The sequence below is a fragment of the Dyadobacter psychrotolerans genome (genome assembly GCF_004349265.1).
Lineage (GTDB): Bacteria > Bacteroidota > Bacteroidia > Cytophagales > Spirosomataceae > Dyadobacter > Dyadobacter psychrotolerans.
In genome coordinates this window covers 16,130-35,069 of record NZ_SMFL01000018.1, presented here as the reverse complement: position 1 = coordinate 35,069, position 18,940 = coordinate 16,130, and the positions used below count along the sequence as shown (strand labels likewise).

Sequence of the window (18,940 nt, the reverse complement as noted above, 5' to 3'; positions counted from 1 at the left end):
GGCGTAAATCAAGTTTACACCTCCCTTTTCATTGAAATAATAAATTTAAATTAAGTTACTATTTAATTTTATTGAAGTACTTGACATTTTGAGGTCAGCATCCCAGGTGGAAATATGTTTCTTATAAGCTAACGAATAACAATTCATAAATACACTTCTTTTTATATCCCAGTCAGCACGAGGATTCGTTACCCATCTTTGGAATGGATCAGATTCATCCTCTGGGAATACAAGGTTTCTTTTGCCATACAAATTCGAGAATTGAGATTTTAGATCAGCTGATAAAATGCTATGGAAATGATGATCAGCCTGGCTTTCCCTTAATTGAATTATACCCTCAGGCATAAAATCGACTTTAATCCAAAATCCCCGAATGTGTTTATCATTACTACCAAGCTTTATAACAAACTCATATGTAATTTTTAATCCTCCCTTTTCAATCAAATTATTAAGATATTTTGTGATTAACCGCTTACGCTCTGCTGGTTCAGAAAAATGAACGTCACAAATCTTACATAGAAAATCAACAGAGTACCAAGAGTACCTTACTCTATCACTGACGTTTTGATGCATTGCCTTAGACAACATCAGATATAATGTTTTACGGCCATCTCCACCCTTCCCTTTTCCAACCTTTGGGTACCCGGTAACTTCAAAAGTATAATACCTACTTATAAAACCATTCAGAAAGTCCTCACTTAATCTAATATCATAGACTTTCCTATTATCATTTTTTGTATCCGTTGTAATTTTAAGTTGCTTAATAATCTGAATACCCTCCATTTCCACTGTTCTTCCGTGATTATGGTAAGAATATGCTTTTGAAAAAATAAGGTTTCTACTCTGTAAAAGATGTAAAACGTAATCAAAAACGGAAACGAATTTATGACCTTTATATTCGATAGCTTCTGCATCTTTATCCAAAAGATATGAATGCTTGGAAGATAACTCACGTCTGTCTCGACCAACTACTTTAATGAAGTCTGACATTGTGAATCTTGTAAATCCAAACATATCAGTTTTCAGACTAGTACTAATAAATATGATAAAGTCCCTGGCAATCTCATGATCCCTTCCATAGGTCTTTTTAAGCGCGTCAAGGTTATCCGCTATTGCTCTATCAATTCTACTTATGACACGAGTATCAGTAAGAGCCAGAGTTTGTTCGTTCATTGCTTATCAGATAGTTGTGAATAGTTATCAATAGAATTGGCAAAAATCGTGGTTATACATTCAAGGCTAACATTAAAAAATTTAGACAAAGCAATAAACTCGCTTAGTTTAAAGGATTCAGGATTATTTGACCTGTAATTCGTGAAGCTTATAGGGTTTTGATTCAAAGCCCGTGCGATATCCGCTTTTGACACCTGCTCGTAAAGATCATTAAGATTAGCGATCTTTCCGTGACTTATCAAATGTGAAACTTTTGTGATATCCTTCATAAGTATAGTTCTAAAAACTTCTCAAATATATACATTTTTCTATACATACATATATATTTTTATATATTTTCATTATTTGTTGGAAGCACATCAACCACCGTCAATCGGACACCCAATGCAGCCAGGTATCTGAACAGAAATTTTGAAGTATAATTATTATTTACCCTCGGATCACCTTCTATCGAGCTAACTTGCTCCGGACGAATTTTTGCTTTTCTGGAAGCCCCATATACTGTCCAACCAATATCCTCTCGAATACCTTTAAGCACTTCTGAAAGATCCTTCTGCGCTTTTGTAGCTATATCTTCTAACTGTAATTCATTCTTAATAGCAGGACTTTCAGTTTCTAAGCTTGCATACAATTCCCTAAGAAACCTCAGAAGCTTAATTTTAATCTTTTTCTGTTCTTCCTCCGGCAGACCGGCAATCAGTTTATTAAAATCCAGTTCGTCTATGTTACTCATTTTAGATTCTTTTTAGCAGAACGCTTAAAAAAAGAAAGAACTATATCTCTCATGAGCATAGCTATAAAACCCAAAACAGCAGAGCTCACCGCTATTATGATTGCATTTTGTATTATTTCATTCCAATCTCTCATAACAAACGTGATTTATGATTATGATAATTTTTTATGAAACTTAATTCATGATACTATTTCGATTTGTATTCCCATGAATGTTTCATTACTCCACTCCCAGCTACTTTAAAAGACTTATTGTCAATTCGTTTACCATCTCTGTAAACATTAATAACAAACTCTGCCATTTCTCCTGAGCCTTCTTTGGGTTCCGTATTGAATGTGACTTTTAACAGCTCTAAATTTTTCGATGTTACAAATACATACTTCCCATCTGTTAACGCAACATCATTTACAATAAGACCCGTTTCAACAGCTGTACCTTCATAAACCAAGGGTTCACTAAACCCAATCTCTTTTTTATAGTCTTCATATTTTCCAGATTGAATGTATTCAACTTTAAATATAGAACCAGGTTCTGGCGTAACAGTTTTAGAGTCATCAGAACATGAAAAAAATAAAATCCAAGCCGACAACATTAATAAGTACTTTCTCATGATAAGATAGTTATAGATGTTATTAATATACAAATTTATAATTTTTGATTAATTAATAACACCTATGACACTTTCATGATCTTTTAAATTTCAAAGACAATCATACTTATCCAACAAAGCGCACAAATGATCAGGCAAAAAAAATACACTTGCAATAGAATCACGATCTTTTCAGATTTCCGTGATAATTAAATTTTAAGAGGTTTATGAAAACCGGCCTATCAACCGGAACAACACTTTAAGATATATAAATAATTTTGGATTACAATATATTGTAATACTTCACTATAAATATTTTAGTCGTTTTAGCTCCAAACGTATACTATACGTTTAAAAACACAAATCTTAGATTAAACTGAATGCCTGGGCAACAGCTGCGCGTGCATCGCTTAGGTTTTTGTAAGAGATCTCTACTAGGAAAAGGATTTTCTTAGGTGGTGTAACACTGATCAGGTTGGAAGCCGATCATGTTAATTCATAAAAGCTTAGTATTTAGAAAATAACTAACATGTAGTATTTGCGACAACCAAAAGGGACATTGTGTCACTTTATCCTCACAAATTTCTTGTGCTAAATGTTTCACAGTTGTTTCGATAGATCAAGATGTCAATTAAAAAATTTCTAAATAAATTAATTTCATTGTATCCTTTAATGATAGCATTTAGATCTATGTACAGTTCTATTACTGTCTCATCGTAAGAGTAATCTGTATTCTTGACCAACCAATGTCAACAAGCGCTCGTTAAAGGCTTGTTGAGCCTGAACGCATTGATATATCATTCTTTTCTATCTCTATTGTTGCTTCCGGCGGGATAAAGAAACCATTTGAGTCTATTGGAATAAGCTTAATATTACTGTGTGACTCCGGCAAAACCGCTTGAAAATAATCTTTAATCCTTTCAGCATCTGCCCGATTCGCGCCTTGAAAGTAGACCTTTTTCAAATTTTTCATAGTTTTTATGAGGCCAAAATCCAGTGAATGATTGATCGATGGGAAAGTATAGCCAATTACGACCAAAACCTCCGTGGTATCAATTTTGTAATAGTTATCCTTAAAACTATTGTCCTGTATAATAGAAGGGGGTGAGTGTTCCCAGCAAAATTTTAATCCCTCTATTTGGTCATAGAATATGCCTTGTTGATCACCAATGATATCAGCAATAAAATAGGCCATTTGATACTCTGTCATATCATACAACCCATTATCCTTTGCACCAGGAGAGCCGATTGAAAAACTGGCTGGCATACTTACCGATCCATTGAGTTTTTTAAAATTCACCCCGGTATACTTGAATATATTCTTGCCGTTGGTTTTTCCATGAGCATCCCATATATCATCCGCGTTGGGAAAGATTTCCCTGAAAGCTCTCTCTAATTGAGAATCGTAATTCCATGACAAGACATTTATTGTTCCTGGAAATTCAATATATCCAGGTGAATCTTTGATCAGTGTACTGTGAACTGACGTTATGGTTGCCCAGAAGTTAAGATACCTTTGATCGATACCCTTTCTCTCCCAAAAAATTAAACTTGCAAATAGGATTGACTTTAGTCTCGTGAGTTTGAACCTATCATTTTGAATCCAGTAGATTTTGGCCAATGTATCTATGGATAACTGTCCGTCTAACTCGTTACAGAATTCTTCAATAATCTGAATGGAACGTTCCCGTTTATCAGAACCAAGATTAATTTTATGCTTACCATTAAAAGAATAGGAGATTTCCTCCTGAGTTGAGTTTCCTTTAATAAAAACGGCCATCTCTCTTATTTCCTTACAAAGATCGGCAACACAGGGAATCTTTTTTGCGCTGGCACCAGCGCCTAAGTAGTACGTGACACTCATATAGGTAAACAGGAAAGCTCCCTTTCAATTAATTCTGATGATATCAATAATGCTTCTATCCTTCGGCTTAGCAATGTTTGCTGAGCGGATTTATCTTAAGTTTAGGTAAAGCCTTTTCACATTTGCCAATTGTCGAATCAATAGCCCTCTTTGCTTCCTTTAATTCAAGTTTAGTAAAACTTCTCATCCTCATACCTTGTTCATTTTTGAGACTGACAATGATATTATTATCAAATCAAGTTAAGCTCTTTTAACATAATATCTTTTGAATAAACATACTTCGTTGATTGCCAAGGCATTTTATTAACCCCTTCGGATGCATAGCGCCTGACTGACTCCAAATCCTCAAAATTCCCCTGATAAATCGATACAATGTTATTGATTACTCCCAGGGTCTTTCTGTCATTATCGGTAGAAACCAAACTGATTTCTTTATAAAGGTCCCTAATCAGCCCTTCATGGTTGCCCAATATATTGTCCGATTTAAGCTGGTCAATAAGCGCTTCGAGGAAAAGCCGGTTGATGTAGGTCATATCCTTTTTAAAGATATCCAACAGCATCACTGTGTACAGTGTTTTCTTATGTACGAAAACGATGCATTTGCGTCCGGATACAAAAAAAAGGTGCGCGCTCCAGTCCTGACCAGCACGGGGCAAACCTTTTCCTTTATTAGCTTTGATAAATTTACCCAGTTTTTGGGTACAATGGATTTGAACCATAACCAGCTATTTTAATCCGTAATGGTCATTAATTAACGGTGTGAAAACCTCAAAGAAATCTTGCTCTGTGACTTTTCTCAAATCTTCCACCGATGACAGCCCAAAATATGCTGCTGCTTGCAGAATTACCGGAACCACTTCCTCATTGGCCTCAAAATTTCCATTAGAAAGATAAATGGGAATCATAACTTCTTCATTTATTACAATCGGTTCGATTTGATTTTCCATGTGTTCGTTTTTAAGACTACATTATCTGAAATTTATCGTTATCTGTTGCTTTTTTGTAAGCTTCATCATATTCTTCTTTAGAAATTAGCTCGCCAACCTCATAGGTGCACCAAGTTCCGGTTAAATTAAACTTCTTATCTGGGTTCTTAGGATCATATGGTTGATTATGCTGAACATAGATAATCGGCTCTGGATTTAAAAAATTGATAACTTCTTGATAACCATCTATGGTTTGACCATCACCTCCAAAGACCTTATAATAATCATAAATGCCTTCTGTCTGATGCCTTTTAAAATATGCTATTTCCATAGTTCATTATTTTAAGATTTCATTATAGCAAATTCTCCTTAATGAAATTATCATTTTCTGCGATTGGTTGAACACTCACAGCCCCTACGCAGTTCTGACAGCAAGCCATTAGTAAACCCATGCGGTCATTTGGGTTTATCTTCCATTTTTTTGATGCAATATCCAGCAACCATCCTTCCGGTAAAAGTCCCTTAAAAAAATGGAAACAAACGCTTTCCCACATATTTTTGTGGACTGACCGGCATGGTAAATGTGACAAATTGCCCCGGATATTTTTTTATATAATCTTCCTCATAAACAAAGATATAATCTCGATCGTCGCTTTCCGTTAGTATTCCGGCTAAGGCCTCATGGTAATAGATGGCAGCTCGTCTCATAAATTCTCATTATCTGTTTTAATAAGTAAATTTTTGTTACTCGCAAGAGCAAGCATATACCCAACATTTGAAAATTGATTTGCTTTTTTTAAGTTAAGATTCTTCTTTCCTTGTTCGTTTTTTGGACAAGTGAAATTGTTATAACTTCAACATTTCCCACTCAATAAGGATATTTATAACTTGGTGAATGCATCAGATAATTCTAAACCAGTATTAACAAATCGGGAAGTATTTGAATAGATTACCTCCTTTTCGCCCAACATAAATGAAACAGTACTACCTGCAAAATTTATGATCAGGGGTTTCTCCATTTTTAAACCATCTTCTAACAATTCTTTTGTCACAGGGACAGATAGCGAAAAGTTATGACTGTCCAGTGCTTTTAATAAATACTCATAGAGTTCATCCACGGTACGAAAATCTACCGGATCAATTAACGAGGTCGGATCATTAGCTTTTATTAATCCTAAAAATATCATACATTTTCCATTTAAGGTAAAGATTCAATTTCACTCTGAATGTTTCTATTTTATTAATTTTCCATCATTGTTGAATTTAATTACATAACCATGAGTCAGAACCAAAACGCGTCTTTGCCTACCCATATACCCCCTTCCCAGCGTTAAGAAAAACCATATCAGTGAAATGAAGTATAGGAATTGCATGACCGTCCAATAGTACAAAACGGTTTGTCTTTTTCAAGAGACTATCAGTAGGTTGAAATCCAGGTTCATTCCCATTTATCTCAATGGAATAATCTTTATTTTCTGAGGACAGCAAGAGATAATGATTTTGGGAAGGATATTTTTGCTAAAATTTCTTTACCTCGGTGGTCACACTTTCAGAAAATACGTACTCTATTCCATTTGCTTGCCCAAAAGAGAAGTTTGAAACCCCCGATAATAAAGAAATTAAAAAGACCAAGATTCTGGACATTTTCATCGTTAGGAGTCCAATTTTTGGATAAATTCTTCTTGTGTCATAGGTGTTGTACTTTTTTATTTAATTGTTAATGTATTGTTCTTTTTGTTACGACTTTGCAAACTGTTCCGGGTTCAATTCTTTTAATTGAATAAATTTTATTTCTTATATACTATAGCGCTTCAAGGCAAAATGAATTCTTTACAGGGCTCATTTTTTTTATCGTTATATTGCGGAATTTACTGACAATCAAATCTCGTATTATTTTTTCGTTTTCTACCGAAATTTTTGCACCAAGGAATATAGACTTTATACAATCAGGATCAATTGAATGAATATGCAAGCCATTGATATCAAAATTCAAATCATACAAAAGAATTCTAACTTCCTTTTCGTATTTCCAGTCTATTGACTTCATTTTTAACCAGTTGAGTATTGCTTCTCGCGGGTATTTATAGTAGTCAACGGCGACGAATGTTTCAGAATACTCGACTTTTGTTATTAGTCGCTCGGGGTTGGATGATTTTCTTATGCTTGTATAGAGCTTTTTAAAGTCAAATCCAATGCATATACCAGAGTGAGACGTTGTATAGTGTGACCACATTAACGGATTGGAAAATGTTTCACTAAAACAGGTTAATCCCCTTTTAGAAAGATCTTGTTTTAGCCCTCGTGTTTGGGTCTCAATTATATGGTTATAAATATGCTCATTTGAACTTGTTCGGGGCAGAAGCTTGGAAAGCTCATCGGATTGACTGGGATATTTAAGTATTAAGTATTCAATATAATTCTGAGAAATTTGGCTAAAATCGATAAGTGAAATATCACAGTCGAAAGGGTCATTCATGTTTAGCGGAGACCGAAAAGCTAGAGTTTGGCCAGAAATGATCTTTAAACCAATTTCAAAGTTTGTGTACTTATAAATTTCTGAATGATTACTGACCATGTTCAGAATCTCTTCTTTTGCTTTTTTTTCAAAGCCAGGCTCTTCAATATGCAGTTTCGTTAGCATCAAGGTATTATTATAATTTGTAATTTTTTGACAATTCCTCAGTGACCTCAAAACCTTGTCAAACAGATGAATCTTGACCATGACATCACCCTCAGTTATAAGCAAGTCTGTTTGATTTTCGATTGTTCGTTTTTTGAGACTATTGCATAACCTGGTTGTAGAGCTGATGTAAAACCAACTCCCGACCTTCAGTAGAAAGACTAAGAATATAATTTCCCCAATTGGTTGAATTACCGTAACGTTTTTCTTGATCCGGAAGGTTACTTAAAATAAGGTCGCTTCTATCACCAATGCCGTTATTGGAAAAATACTTCAACAGTTCGTGCAACCATTTAATAGTTATAGGTGGGTCTGCAAACACAACGGAAATAGGATTTTGCTCATACGCAGTTTTATACGCATGTAGCGCTGGGATTTCCATACCCCACCCTTCTATAAAGTCTCCTTGGGTCATATGGTCCAGATTCAGAAAGAAGCTACCAAAATTATTCCTGCGTCCACCCCAGGAATCGCATAAGTGGTCTGCCTTCCATGTTGGGGTAACTACCCGTTTAATAAGCCGCTCATTGGTTGCCATATCTGCATTTTCCATGCTGCGATATTCATGGATGAAGGTGATTGCATCTTTTATATGTGATTCCATTAATGTAGTTCTTTAAGGCTTCTTCAATTTTTGAGACGTCCGATTGATGAATATATTAAATCTCCTTGCGGTTCCAAGATAAACTTACCTTCATTTTATTACTTGTAAATAGCCCGGCAAATCGTATTTCCCTGAGAATCAAAAAGCGTAACACCTTTCATAAAATACTTCTTTGCTCGAACGCAAAGCATATTGGAAAGATAATCTCCATCATTATGAGCATCAGACAAATAAACCCACACAAATTGATTTTCAGAGATTTCCACATTTGTATAACGGATTTTCTCCGTATCTAACTTTTTTCTATATCCTTTATAACATCCTTATAAATATCTCGTCGAGATTGAGAGATTTTCTCTTCAAGTCTTGCTCTACTTTCAGTTTCCTCAAATTCGTCGGTCATTTTCTCATCGGGTGTACGCCTGTCCCTAGTAAAAAAAAACCAAATTAAAAAAACAGCACCTAAAATGGTCGGAAGAATTCAGCCATTCTTATTCGGTGCATTTGGTTGCTGATTATGAACTTCATTTTCCATAGGTACGGAGGATTAATTATAGCTTCGTTTTTTGAGATTAAAACCATCCAATAATATACAAATCAGTATTCTTAGAATAAGGCTTGGATAAAGATGAATTAGGAATCTGTGACTTTAACTCATCAAATTTTTCTAAAAGCTGTATTGAAGGTTCACTGGTAAAGAAAACTATGTTTTCCCAGCCAGAATCAGATTTTTTATCGAAACCATAAACCAGATTAATTTTTGGACTCTCACGCTTAGATTCAGACCAATCACTCATGTCCTCCGGCCAGGATGGGATTTCTAGCTCAGGAAGAATCTTTTTTAATTCGTGAAAGACTTTATACGCTTTTTGAACACTTTCATAACTTAATGCCATTTTTTGAAATTTAATTGTGAATGTTTTATTATCGTTTTTTGAGACTATTGTCTTACATCATCTCTACCTCTTCCAGGTATTTTTCTATCCTTAACATAAATCTGTCATATTGCGTTATCAGGTCTAATATGGTACTGTTCTTATTCCAGCTTCCCATTTTAGCTTTGTTTGGTTCTATACCGGCAAACATCTGAGCGGTATCAGCACAAAAGGTGTAATTGATCGCAAGCGGAATATTTAAAGCAATAAGTTGCTTTTCCGCATAGCCTAACTGAATTTGCCCTCTTTTATTAACTGTCAGAATACTAAGGTTTATTCCACTTCCCGACGGATCAGGGAATTGCAGCCCTAAGCTTCCTGTGTTCCATGCAATGAGAAGACCGATCTGTTCGCTGTCAGCAATCATTTTTTTTACAAAATCCACTATGGACTGATCTGTATTCTGGCCCAGTTGTTCAAAGTAATCCTGTGCAGTCAGTGTAGTCCGTCCATAGGACTGTTTTTGCGTTTGCACTGGTTCTACTCCCAGATCCGTGTCTATATTGACTTTTAAACCAGTTGCATAATCTCCTTCTATACGGACAATAGCTCTGGTGATTTCCCGGGTCCTGGTAATAATCTGAGGAATAATTAGCAAAGAATCTACCTCACCACTGAGTTTATAAACCTGAAGTTCAACCAGTGCCAGTGTGAAATGCAACTGTGGAGACTGTGAAAGGTATTCGACCATTTCTTCAACGCTTTCACGAATACCATCACCAACGATCAATAACAGAAACCGCCCCCTTTTCAGGTTTCTGCTGATGTTATCGATCAGTGTATGCTCATCTGTTTCAGCATTGCCGGCCTGGTTGCGAATCATAGAGATTAGGCCTTCAGAATTCTGATTAACATGTCTGACAGCATCATCAAGATCGGTAAAAGTCCATTTGCTTAATTCCTTGGCATAATCAAGAATCTGCCCTACAACTTCCCTTCTGGCCTGCGGATTGCGCCAGAGTTTCGTTTCAACAATTGTTATGTAGCCTTCAGCCGAAATAAGCAGGTTATCAATAAAACCTGCATTTGTTTTTACTTCCCTTCCGATAGAAATTGCAGGTGCAAATCCAGATTCAATATCACTGATAGGAAGTATAGCAGCATTCTCGTGTATGATCTTTTGTATCCAGCTTTCACTAAATTCATTAGTATACAAGGGTATTCTCTCAGAACTGCTTACTATATTGTTTTTAATCAGCACGGGCTGACCATTTTGCCTGTTGCCTTTTATTATCATTAAATCTCAAATTTAGCTGTGATCATCTTTTTCATTACGCTCCCAGCGCTCTGACTCCGCAGCATATTAAATTTACTGAAAGTACAAAAAGCATCATGATATTTTAGGATCTGGTAAATAAATCACGGTTAGAATATTTACGCTAAAAATTCAATCCTTCTTATTGATGCGTACCCATCCTTCGATCTCAATCCCCTCATGTCTTAAATAATTATAAAGAGTAGTTTTGCTTCCAATTTTTAACTGTTCGCAAATCTGGTTGGTTGTATATTTTTTGCTATTATATAATGTTGCTGCCAGGCCGGCCAACTCTTTCGATTTTTTGGTTAACCCTTTAGGCCTGCCTCCTACTCTACCCCTCGCACGTGCTGCCTCCATTCCAGCCAGGGTACGTTCCATCAAAATCTCTCTTTCGTTTTCAGCAAAGACAGAGCTGAGCATATACCAAAGCCTGCCCATTTTAGTAGAAGTGTCAATGCCTTCGGAAATGCTCCGGAAGTCAACACCCATCTCCTTCCATTCGACCATAAGCTTGATCAATTCATAAGTTGTTCTGCCCAAACGGTCAATTCTCCAGACAACGATGACATCTTCCTTTCGAAGCTCTGAAATCATCCTTATATATTCCGGTCTCTGCAATGAAGCGCCGGATATCTTTTCATGATAAATTTTCTCACAACCTGCCTTTTTAAGGGCATCAAATTGCAGATCCTGGTTCTGCTCGGTCTTCGAGACCCTTATGTATCCAATCACCATTTCAAAAAGTACATTTTAACCCGTGGTCTCGCAATATACAGTAATTTGTTTTGGTGTACCACTAAAATGTAATTTCAAAGTGACAAAATCAGGCATTTTAAGAACCAAATGGGAAGAAAAGCTTAGGTGCCCGAGAGTACAGAAATACCACCGAATAAATTAGCTAAAATTTCACATAGATATTTTCTATATGTGAACGTCCAACAAAAAAGCCTGCACTTATGGAACAGGCTCGTGTAGTAAGTATAGAAAAACAAATCCGACTCAGTGTTTCAGCTGAAATCCCCGGGTAGGAAGGAATCAGGCTTGGGGGAAAGCGCCTAATAAATTCAGAATATGTTTTTGCAATCTGTTCGTATCGTTCGTCTGCACCAAGGCTGGTGGATGATTGGATTCGCTTCTGGGTGGCTATGGTTCCTGTACGGTCAATTTATCTGAACATCAGATCTACGGCAGGGACGGTTTTGATAATCCTGCATACTCCCATGCGTAATGCGCAGCACATCTGGATCTTCCGTCATTTCCAATATAGTAATCAGCCTGAATTCTGCCGCTTTTAGCTTCCAATGTGCCGGTTTTAACAAAAGCCGCTGCAGGAAATAAATCTCATCCTCCTAGTTTTACTATTAAATCTGAAAGACATGAAAAATAAAATATTTAATACGTTCAAAATAATGCTGGTATTAGCGTTGCTTACAGCCATCAGGCCCGTTAAAGCGCAATCTATGCAGATGCATCATCAGCATTCGTCGGCAGGTAAAAACATGCTCCTTACCCTGATGGATTCCATGATGGTACAAATGAGTAAACTGCCAAAAGCCACTTCACCGGAATCTGATTTTATACAGCAGATGATACCGCATCATGAAGGTGCCGTAGCCATGGCAAAGTATGAAATTCAGCATGGCAAAGATTTTAACATGATACAGCTCGCCAGAAGTATTCTGACTGAGCAAACCAGTGAGATCCAGCAGATGAACCTGTGGTTAAAGCAAATTTCTGCAACGGACAAAGAAATGCCCTCCGGTTACCAGCAGTCTATGAACCAATCGATGCAGACCATGATGAACACCATGCCTTCAAATGAGCAGCTGACAGATATTGATCATGCTTTTGCAGCTGTGATGGTCCCGCATCACCAGGCCGCTGTTGATATGGCCAAAATCATATTAAAATATTCCGGTGATCAGCTGATTACCGGTTTTGCCAAACAACTTATTTCCTTACAGCAGGTTGAAATTGAACAAATGTCCTTATTCTTAAATAAATGAAAATGAAAACAATAGCGCTTGCAGTCATATTAAATCTTGTTGGTTTAATTACCGCTGCCCAAAGTCCGTATGCTCATGACCGTGTTTATACAGGTAACCAGGTTTCCAATACCGTTTCTGTTGTAGACCCATCAACGAATAAGTTATTGGGAGAAATTAAACTGGGTAAACCCTACCCTAACGTATTGAGTCCCTTATACAAAGGCCAGGCGCTGGTGCATGGCCTTCGATACTCACAGGAGAAAAAAATACTGGCTGTGGTGTCCATCGGCTCCAATGCTGTTACCCTGATCTCTACGGAAACAAACCAGATATTGAAGACCATTTATGTTGGCCGTTCCCCGCACGAGCCGACGTTTACGCCCGATAGTAAACAAATATGGGTGTCTGTGAGAGGAGAAGCATACATCAGTGTCATTGATGTTGAAAAAATGGCAGAGATCAGGCGCGTACCCGTTGCAGACGGACCGGGCATGGTATCCTTTACACCGGATGGCAAACTGGCCTATATATGTTCCAGCTTTACGCCGGAGGTAGATATTGTGGATGCAGCAACTTATACAATTGTAAAAAAGATTCCGGTTACCAGCCCCTTTTCACCCAATATATTTACCAGTCCCAAAGGTGAATGGATAGCCATGACGCACAAGGATACTGGGAAAGTTACCATTATCAATACCGCTTCTCAGTCTGTTGCCAAAGTGATTACGACCGGCGCGATAACCAATCATGTTTCTTTCAGTTATGTGAAAAATAAACTGATGATGCTCGTTACAGTTGGCGGTGAAAACAAACTGCGGGTATTTGATGCAGCTCAGGATTTTAAACAAACCGATACGGTTAATATCGGAGCTTTGCCTCATGGCCTGTGGCCTTCGACGGATGGAAAATTACTGTATGTAGGCCTGGAATTCGCTGACCAGGTGCAGGCTGTTGACCTGCAAACAATGAAAATAATCAGCACGATCCAGATTGGACAAAGTCCGCAGGCACTGGTTTATGCTGAAAATGCGGTAACTAATATCAACGCTAAATCCGGTCTTTCTGCCCTGAATGATACGGCTTCCACACAGGTAATTGCATTAAATGCAGTTAACACAAATCAAAAATCACATGGCAGAATTGCTGTGCGAAGCATTGGCCTGGCTGATCTGGTGGAGCAGATTTTCACTTCATTACAACCGAACATCTCTTATACCCTGGCTTTATCAAGGTCAGATAAAGCGCCGTTTTCTTCTGATTATCAGATCAATACTTTTGATACCGATGCGAATGGCAAATACATGGGTCAGTCTACCGGGCTGGTTAAAACGATTAACAGTGTTGATAGTCAGTCTTTCCGTCATGTGATTTTAACCGACACTAAAACCGGGAATGTTGTATTATCAGATCAACTTTAAAAAGTAGATTTACAACAGACTGTTTGATAAGCCCTTATGATTTTTTAAGGTTATCTTTGGCCGACTGTCAACTATTTTATGATTACCAAAAACAATGTCCGGTTGAGTAACAGCACTGTGTTTCGTGTCTCTGCCAGAGTGATATGGTTCAGTGCTTTATTTATGGGCGTTCTGGCGTCTATACCGAAAATACTTCAGCTGCATATTACGCTTATCGAACTGGCTGTGGATGCATCCGTTGCTTTTTTGTTTTCCCTTTTTGTATGGTATTTTAATATATACAGTCTGCCTAAATTTTCAAACCGACAATTTACCAGCCGGTTTTTCAATCTCAGACTGCTCTACAGTTTGCTTTTGGGCATTGGTTTAATGTTTCTGCTGGTCAGTGCCCATCAGCTATTGTTTCCGCATTATAAATTTGAGTCGATGATCATGATGTATGAGTTTCGCGGCATACTCATCAACCTGACCATTTATATGTTTTTATACCTGCTTTATCAAAGTTATCATACACAGCTGATCGGTATAGAACTGGAACGTGTAAAAGCAGACCATATCGGGGCACAATATGAATTACTGAAACAGCAGGTCAATCCACATTTTCTTTTTAACAGCCTGAATACATTGAAATCGATGATTGAGATTGGCGATGCGCATTCCGTGGAGTTTGTTCTTAAACTTTCTGATTTTTACCGTTTTACACTGAACAACAGACAACAGGATATTATTCCGCTGTCAGAAGAATTAAATATATTGCAGGCTTATATGTTTTTACTGGAAGCGAGGTTTGAAGAAGGCATCAACCTGAATATCAATATTGAGACATCCGCAGCTTTTACTTTCATTCCTCCTTTTACATTGCAGTTACTGGTAGAAAACTGTGTAAAACACAACGTGATTTCTCTTGAACATCCTTTAAATATTAAATTGTACACCGCTGATGATACGCTGATTGTTGAAAATCAATTGCAGTTAAAGAAAAATCCGGAAGCATCAACAGGAATGGGACTGGAAAATATCAATCAGCGTTACCAGCATCTTACTCAGAAAGAAATCAGAATAGAACAGAATACAATTTCCTTTAAGGTTATTTTACCTCTTATTTATGAAAATCCTGTTGATCGAAGACGAGATTAAAACAGCCAAGGCATTAGGGCAATTAATTTTGTCTATCAATCCAACTGCAAAAATCCTGGCTACTATACAAAGTGTTGAAGCAGCAGTTAAATACATCAGGGAAAATGAAAGTCCTGACCTGATCTTTATGGATATTCAGCTGGCGGACGGCTTGTGTTTTGACATATTTAAGCTGGTTAAAGTCGTTTCGCCGGTTATATTCTGTACCGCTTTTGATGAATATGCACTGGAAGCTTTTAAAGCTAACGGAGTAGATTATGTGCTTAAACCGTTTTCCAGGGAAAGTTTAACGGCAGCACTGGATAAAGTCGTTCACCTGAAAAACTTTTTTCAAACACATGACAATGCTTTGCCGGATCTGGAAGTTCTGCTGAATAAAATTGAAGTCCGTGGTAAAAAAGGCTTTCTGGTATTTAAGAATAACAAATATCTAACCATACAAACAGAAAATATTGCGTTCTTTTACACCCATCATGATACCACCACGATAACGACTTTTGATGGCCAGGAATTTCCCGTAAACCAATCCTTGGATGAGATTTACCAGCAATTGGCACCACATCAGTTTTTCCGCATTAACCGTCAGTACCTGGTAAACTATACGGCTGTTAAAGAAGTAGAGCATTATTTTACCCGCAAACTGGTCGTATCTTTATCCGTTGACACTCCCGATAAACTACTAATCGGAAAAGATAAAACTGGCTCATTCCTGAACTGGCTGGACAGCAGATAGTAAGTAAAATAAAACAATTACTCTCATCCCCACCTCCTGGTTACATATCCTTTGATGGTTTATGACAAACTATGCCAGCATAAATTCAGATCCTCCAAAAAATTCCTGCATGTACCCTTGCACTTTTCTGTCATTTTTCTTCAGGTCCGATTGTTATTTTAACCCTAGCCTATTGTGCACATTTGTTAACAGCATAAAACGGGCTTCCCGGATTGTTAAATAGCACGTGCCGGGCTGTGCATTTGCCGTCGCTGTTATCAGAAGCCTCTGGCTAAAAAAGTCTTTTCATAGACCATTGGCTTAATCCACTGTAAAGCCATACTGGCGGTAAATCTTTTTTGCTTCGCTGCTGACCAGAAAGTTCATAAAATCTTCGGCAGCTTTGGGATGTGGCGCGGTTTTGAGCTGCCCGGCCATATAGATTGCCTGGATATTTTCCTTTTCCGGAACCGGGATCATCTCGATTGGATTGCCGATCATCTTCTGATAATAGGCCTCAGAATACCACACGGGCCCGGCCTGTGATTGTCCGTACATGATGCGCATGGGCGTCTGACGATGATGGATCTGGGTCAGATACGTTGTTTTATCTTTTACTTTTAGCTCCATGATCTTTTTTCGTAGCATTTCGCCACCGGCTTTCACATAGGCTTCTTCTATCCTTTTTCCAATTCCCTCCCATTCAGGATTGGGCATGCTCACCATCACATCTGCCCTTCCAAGATCACAGAGCCCTTTTACATTTTTAGGATTACCTTTTTGCACCATGATTGCCAGATTGTTTTTAGCATATACTTCGCTGCGGCTAAAAAAATCCTGCATCTCGGAGATCTTGGATTTGCCCGCCGTATAAACATCAGGCTGATGCGAAATCCGCATGTTGCCAACTGTTATTGATCCACTTTTAATTTGCTTGGCCAAAATACCGGGCGGAAGTGTCTCAGCAAAAATGCGGGTGTAATCAGGATAGGCTTTTTTAAAGCCGGCCAGAAGGTCATCAATGACCATAAACTGGTTTCCGGCAAAAAACACAACCAGCTGCGGATCAACGATATCTCCGTACAGATCAGGCACATTGTCAACACCCGCTACGGTAAAGGAAAGGCCTTCGTTCCAGGGTTTGTTCCAGGGTGGGTCAAAACGGTGTTCCTGCTGCTGGGCATGAAGCTGACTTAGGCTTGTTAAACTCAAAATGAGTGCGGTGATGATTACTAAATGTTTCATATCTGTTGTTAATAGGTTGATGATGATCATGGATGTACAATGGCCCAGCCTTGCTGCTGACGGATAATGATTTCTCCGTTTCCGCTGGGCACATAAGAAATAAAGTCAAAGAGCTCATCTTTGCTGATTTTTCTTTCTCGCATCGTGTTCTCGCATTCAGCCAGAATCACCCCTCGCTGCTGCAAAGCTTTTAGCTGGGTTTCATAGGGCTGGTCCTTTTTAAACACGGTCACTCCCCCGCCATGCGCCACAAGTTCCACTTCCAGTTTTCCATTTAAACGCGGGTCATCCAGCGCATTCATAATGTTTCTCATCGTTGCTTTAATTACTTTTTCGTCATCACTATTAAGCTGATAAACCACCTTATAGGATTTCTGATCTGCAATAGCTCCGTGAAAATCTGCTGGACTTACGGGAGATTTCTGCGCAATCGCACCTGCAGAAATAAGCATTGCTGCTACATACATCATTGTTTTCAACGTTTTCATCTGTTTTGGTTTTAAAAGATTAGGGTACTGTTTAAATTATTTTCTTTCTTTTTTTGCATCTGCAATAGCCTTGAATGGACCAAGCTTATGCTGTTTCTCTGTAAATTCGTCAGCATAGGGTGCAAACGGAAAATCAATTGGTTTTTTGGTAAGGTCCACCCAATCATTTTTTTGGTCTTTGTGCGGGCGTGGCTGTGAATTGACAAATGCGGCAAGATCCCAGGCTTCTTTCTCAGTCAATAGCCTGTTTTCATAACTCGCACCGAAAGGCATGTTGTTTACCACATAGCCTGCAAAGGAGGAAAGCCGGTAAAGTCCTGCCCCGTCGTTGTAGCTGTTTTTACCCCAAAGCGGCGGATAGATGTAAGACCCTTTCTCCGGATTGGGTATTCCTTCACCGTTAACACCATGACAGCTTTCACATTTGGCTTTGTAAATAATCTGCCCATTTTTAGGATCTGCGGCTCGGTCAAGGTAGGCAAGCTTCTCTAGCCCCGTTCCTTTCGGCACGATACCTTTGGGAGTATCCTTCCCCAGCCACTTCATGTAAGCGATCATCGCTGTCATTTCCTTGCTGGCGCTGTCGGGTTTCGTTCCGTTTAAACTTCTTTCAAAGCAGTCTGAAATGCGTTTGATGATGGTCTCTTCTGTGCCCGAACGTGCCCTGAATTTGGGATAAGTGCTGAATACCGCCGCATAATTATTGCCCATGATTTTGGTACCTGCGTCAAGATGGCAGTTCTGGCAGTTCATCCCATTACTAATCTGCATCACAGTTCCTTTTGGCCCCAGGTAGTCAGCGGTGTGTGCAATCAGCTCTTTTCCATACCGGATCAGCTCTATCTCGCTGATTTTGGGAATAGAATCTGTCTTCGGCGGCTGCCAGAGTTGATTTTGCGGCCGCACTGATTCCGTTTTCTTTGGGGCACTAGCAGCACTGGCTGATGGAATTTTAGCCGGTCTTTGCGCCAGGCCAGGCAGTAGAATTCCAGTGATCAGCAGCAACAGACCTGCCAATCCAAGAAGACAAGTCAGAGTATTTTTCAGCAACTTCAGAAAGGTTATTGGATCCTTCATATTTATTAGGTTTAGAAAATTATTGTTCAGGCAGATTCAAGGGTATGATGACGTTCTGCTGATTGATGATACAAAGATAGGGTGAACACAGCCCTAATAGAAATCATTAAAAG

Annotated in this window: 21 protein-coding genes and 1 pseudogene; 4 read left to right on the top strand and 18 right to left on the bottom strand. The window is 38.3% G+C overall.

Translation table 11 applies throughout. The features are described from left to right. Window positions 1-45: 45 nt before the first annotated feature. The 15 genes and pseudogenes from E0F88_RS29755 to E0F88_RS29690 form a co-directional block, all read right to left on the bottom strand. Window positions 46-1,173, bottom strand: a complete 1,128-nt coding sequence (locus E0F88_RS29755; protein WP_131961982.1) for a hypothetical protein — start codon at window positions 1,171-1,173, stop codon at window positions 46-48. Then, window positions 1,170-1,442, bottom strand: a complete 273-nt coding sequence (locus E0F88_RS34125; RefSeq protein WP_220466399.1) for a hypothetical protein — start codon at window positions 1,440-1,442, stop codon at window positions 1,170-1,172. The genes E0F88_RS29755 and E0F88_RS34125 overlap by 4 nt, the downstream gene beginning before the upstream one ends. 59 nt (window positions 1,443-1,501) lie before the next feature. Continuing rightward, entirely contained in the window at window positions 1,502-1,906 is a 405-nt protein-coding gene (locus tag E0F88_RS29750; protein ID WP_131961981.1) for a helix-turn-helix domain-containing protein, read from the bottom strand. A gap of 187 nt (window positions 1,907-2,093) precedes the next feature. Beyond that, window positions 2,094-2,516 carry a beta-barrel fold lipoprotein gene (locus E0F88_RS29745; protein ID WP_131961980.1) on the bottom strand — a complete coding sequence of 141 codons (423 nt, stop codon included), beginning with the start codon at window positions 2,514-2,516 and terminating at the stop codon, window positions 2,094-2,096. Between the two features lie 742 nt (window positions 2,517-3,258). Continuing rightward, complete coding sequence (locus E0F88_RS29740) at window positions 3,259-4,359, bottom strand: hypothetical protein (RefSeq protein ID WP_131961979.1); 1,101 nt, start codon at window positions 4,357-4,359, stop codon at window positions 3,259-3,261. A gap of 230 nt (window positions 4,360-4,589) precedes the next feature. After that, window positions 4,590-5,078: a DUF6933 domain-containing protein gene (locus E0F88_RS29735; RefSeq protein ID WP_131961978.1), complete on the bottom strand. Its 489-nt coding sequence runs from the start codon at window positions 5,076-5,078 to the stop codon at window positions 4,590-4,592. Window positions 5,079-5,084: 6 nt separating this feature from the next. Next, window positions 5,085-5,306: a hypothetical protein gene (locus E0F88_RS29730; RefSeq protein WP_131961977.1), complete on the bottom strand. Its 222-nt coding sequence runs from the start codon at window positions 5,304-5,306 to the stop codon at window positions 5,085-5,087. A 16-nt stretch (window positions 5,307-5,322) separates the two neighbouring features. Further along, window positions 5,323-5,616 (bottom strand): hypothetical protein, encoded by a 294-nt coding sequence (locus E0F88_RS29725; RefSeq protein ID WP_131961976.1) that lies wholly within the window; start codon window positions 5,614-5,616, stop codon window positions 5,323-5,325. A 22-nt stretch (window positions 5,617-5,638) separates the two neighbouring features. Then, window positions 5,639-5,993: pseudogene (locus E0F88_RS34900) on the bottom strand (HipA N-terminal domain-containing protein). A 173-nt stretch (window positions 5,994-6,166) separates the two neighbouring features. Beyond that, window positions 6,167-6,472 (bottom strand): hypothetical protein, encoded by a 306-nt coding sequence (locus E0F88_RS29715; RefSeq protein WP_131961975.1) that lies wholly within the window; start codon window positions 6,470-6,472, stop codon window positions 6,167-6,169. A gap of 614 nt (window positions 6,473-7,086) precedes the next feature. Further along, window positions 7,087-7,926 carry a DUF2971 domain-containing protein gene (locus E0F88_RS29710; RefSeq protein ID WP_165940180.1) on the bottom strand — a complete coding sequence of 280 codons (840 nt, stop codon included), beginning with the start codon at window positions 7,924-7,926 and terminating at the stop codon, window positions 7,087-7,089. Between the two features lie 139 nt (window positions 7,927-8,065). Beyond that, the gene (locus tag E0F88_RS29705; RefSeq protein ID WP_131961973.1) at window positions 8,066-8,569 is read right to left on the bottom strand and encodes a hypothetical protein; all 504 of its coding nucleotides are present in this window, start codon (window positions 8,567-8,569) and stop codon (window positions 8,066-8,068) included. A 572-nt stretch (window positions 8,570-9,141) separates the two neighbouring features. Next, the gene (locus E0F88_RS29700) at window positions 9,142-9,465 is read right to left on the bottom strand and encodes a hypothetical protein (RefSeq protein ID WP_131961972.1); all 324 of its coding nucleotides are present in this window, start codon (window positions 9,463-9,465) and stop codon (window positions 9,142-9,144) included. 52 nt (window positions 9,466-9,517) lie between these two features. Next, the gene (locus E0F88_RS29695) at window positions 9,518-10,741 is read right to left on the bottom strand and encodes a PDDEXK family nuclease (protein WP_131961971.1); all 1,224 of its coding nucleotides are present in this window, start codon (window positions 10,739-10,741) and stop codon (window positions 9,518-9,520) included. A gap of 150 nt (window positions 10,742-10,891) precedes the next feature. Further along, window positions 10,892-11,497: a recombinase family protein gene (locus E0F88_RS29690; protein WP_131961970.1), complete on the bottom strand. Its 606-nt coding sequence runs from the start codon at window positions 11,495-11,497 to the stop codon at window positions 10,892-10,894. 641 nt (window positions 11,498-12,138) lie between these two features. Between E0F88_RS29690 and E0F88_RS29685 the strand changes: the two genes are divergently transcribed. From E0F88_RS29685 to E0F88_RS29670, 4 genes are all read left to right on the top strand, one after another. Beyond that, window positions 12,139-12,768 carry a DUF305 domain-containing protein gene (locus tag E0F88_RS29685; protein ID WP_082217961.1) on the top strand — a complete coding sequence of 210 codons (630 nt, stop codon included), beginning with the start codon at window positions 12,139-12,141 and terminating at the stop codon, window positions 12,766-12,768. A gap of 2 nt (window positions 12,769-12,770) precedes the next feature. Beyond that, a complete protein-coding gene (locus E0F88_RS29680) occupies window positions 12,771-14,168 on the top strand; it encodes a YncE family protein (RefSeq protein ID WP_229213954.1) in 1,398 nt (465 codons plus the stop codon). 78 nt (window positions 14,169-14,246) lie between these two features. Continuing rightward, complete coding sequence (locus tag E0F88_RS29675) at window positions 14,247-15,305, top strand: sensor histidine kinase (protein WP_082217963.1); 1,059 nt, start codon at window positions 14,247-14,249, stop codon at window positions 15,303-15,305. Continuing rightward, the gene (locus tag E0F88_RS29670) at window positions 15,274-16,038 is read left to right on the top strand and encodes a LytR/AlgR family response regulator transcription factor (protein WP_082217964.1); all 765 of its coding nucleotides are present in this window, start codon (window positions 15,274-15,276) and stop codon (window positions 16,036-16,038) included. The genes E0F88_RS29675 and E0F88_RS29670 overlap by 32 nt, the downstream gene beginning before the upstream one ends. Before the next feature lie 300 nt (window positions 16,039-16,338). On the opposite strand, the gene E0F88_RS29665 is transcribed toward E0F88_RS29670, so the two are convergent. Genes E0F88_RS29665 through E0F88_RS29655 form a run of 3 tightly spaced genes read right to left on the bottom strand, consistent with a single transcriptional unit; the run spans window position 16,339 to window position 18,827 of the window. Continuing rightward, entirely contained in the window at window positions 16,339-17,262 is a 924-nt protein-coding gene (locus tag E0F88_RS29665; protein WP_082217998.1) for a molybdate ABC transporter substrate-binding protein, read from the bottom strand. Between the two features lie 26 nt (window positions 17,263-17,288). Next, on the bottom strand, window positions 17,289-17,750 hold the full coding sequence (locus E0F88_RS29660; protein ID WP_082217965.1) for a DsrE family protein: 462 nt from the start codon (window positions 17,748-17,750) through the stop codon (window positions 17,289-17,291). Between the two features lie 36 nt (window positions 17,751-17,786). Beyond that, the gene (locus E0F88_RS29655) at window positions 17,787-18,827 is read right to left on the bottom strand and encodes a c-type cytochrome (protein WP_082217966.1); all 1,041 of its coding nucleotides are present in this window, start codon (window positions 18,825-18,827) and stop codon (window positions 17,787-17,789) included. Window positions 18,828-18,940: the final 113 nt, after the last annotated feature.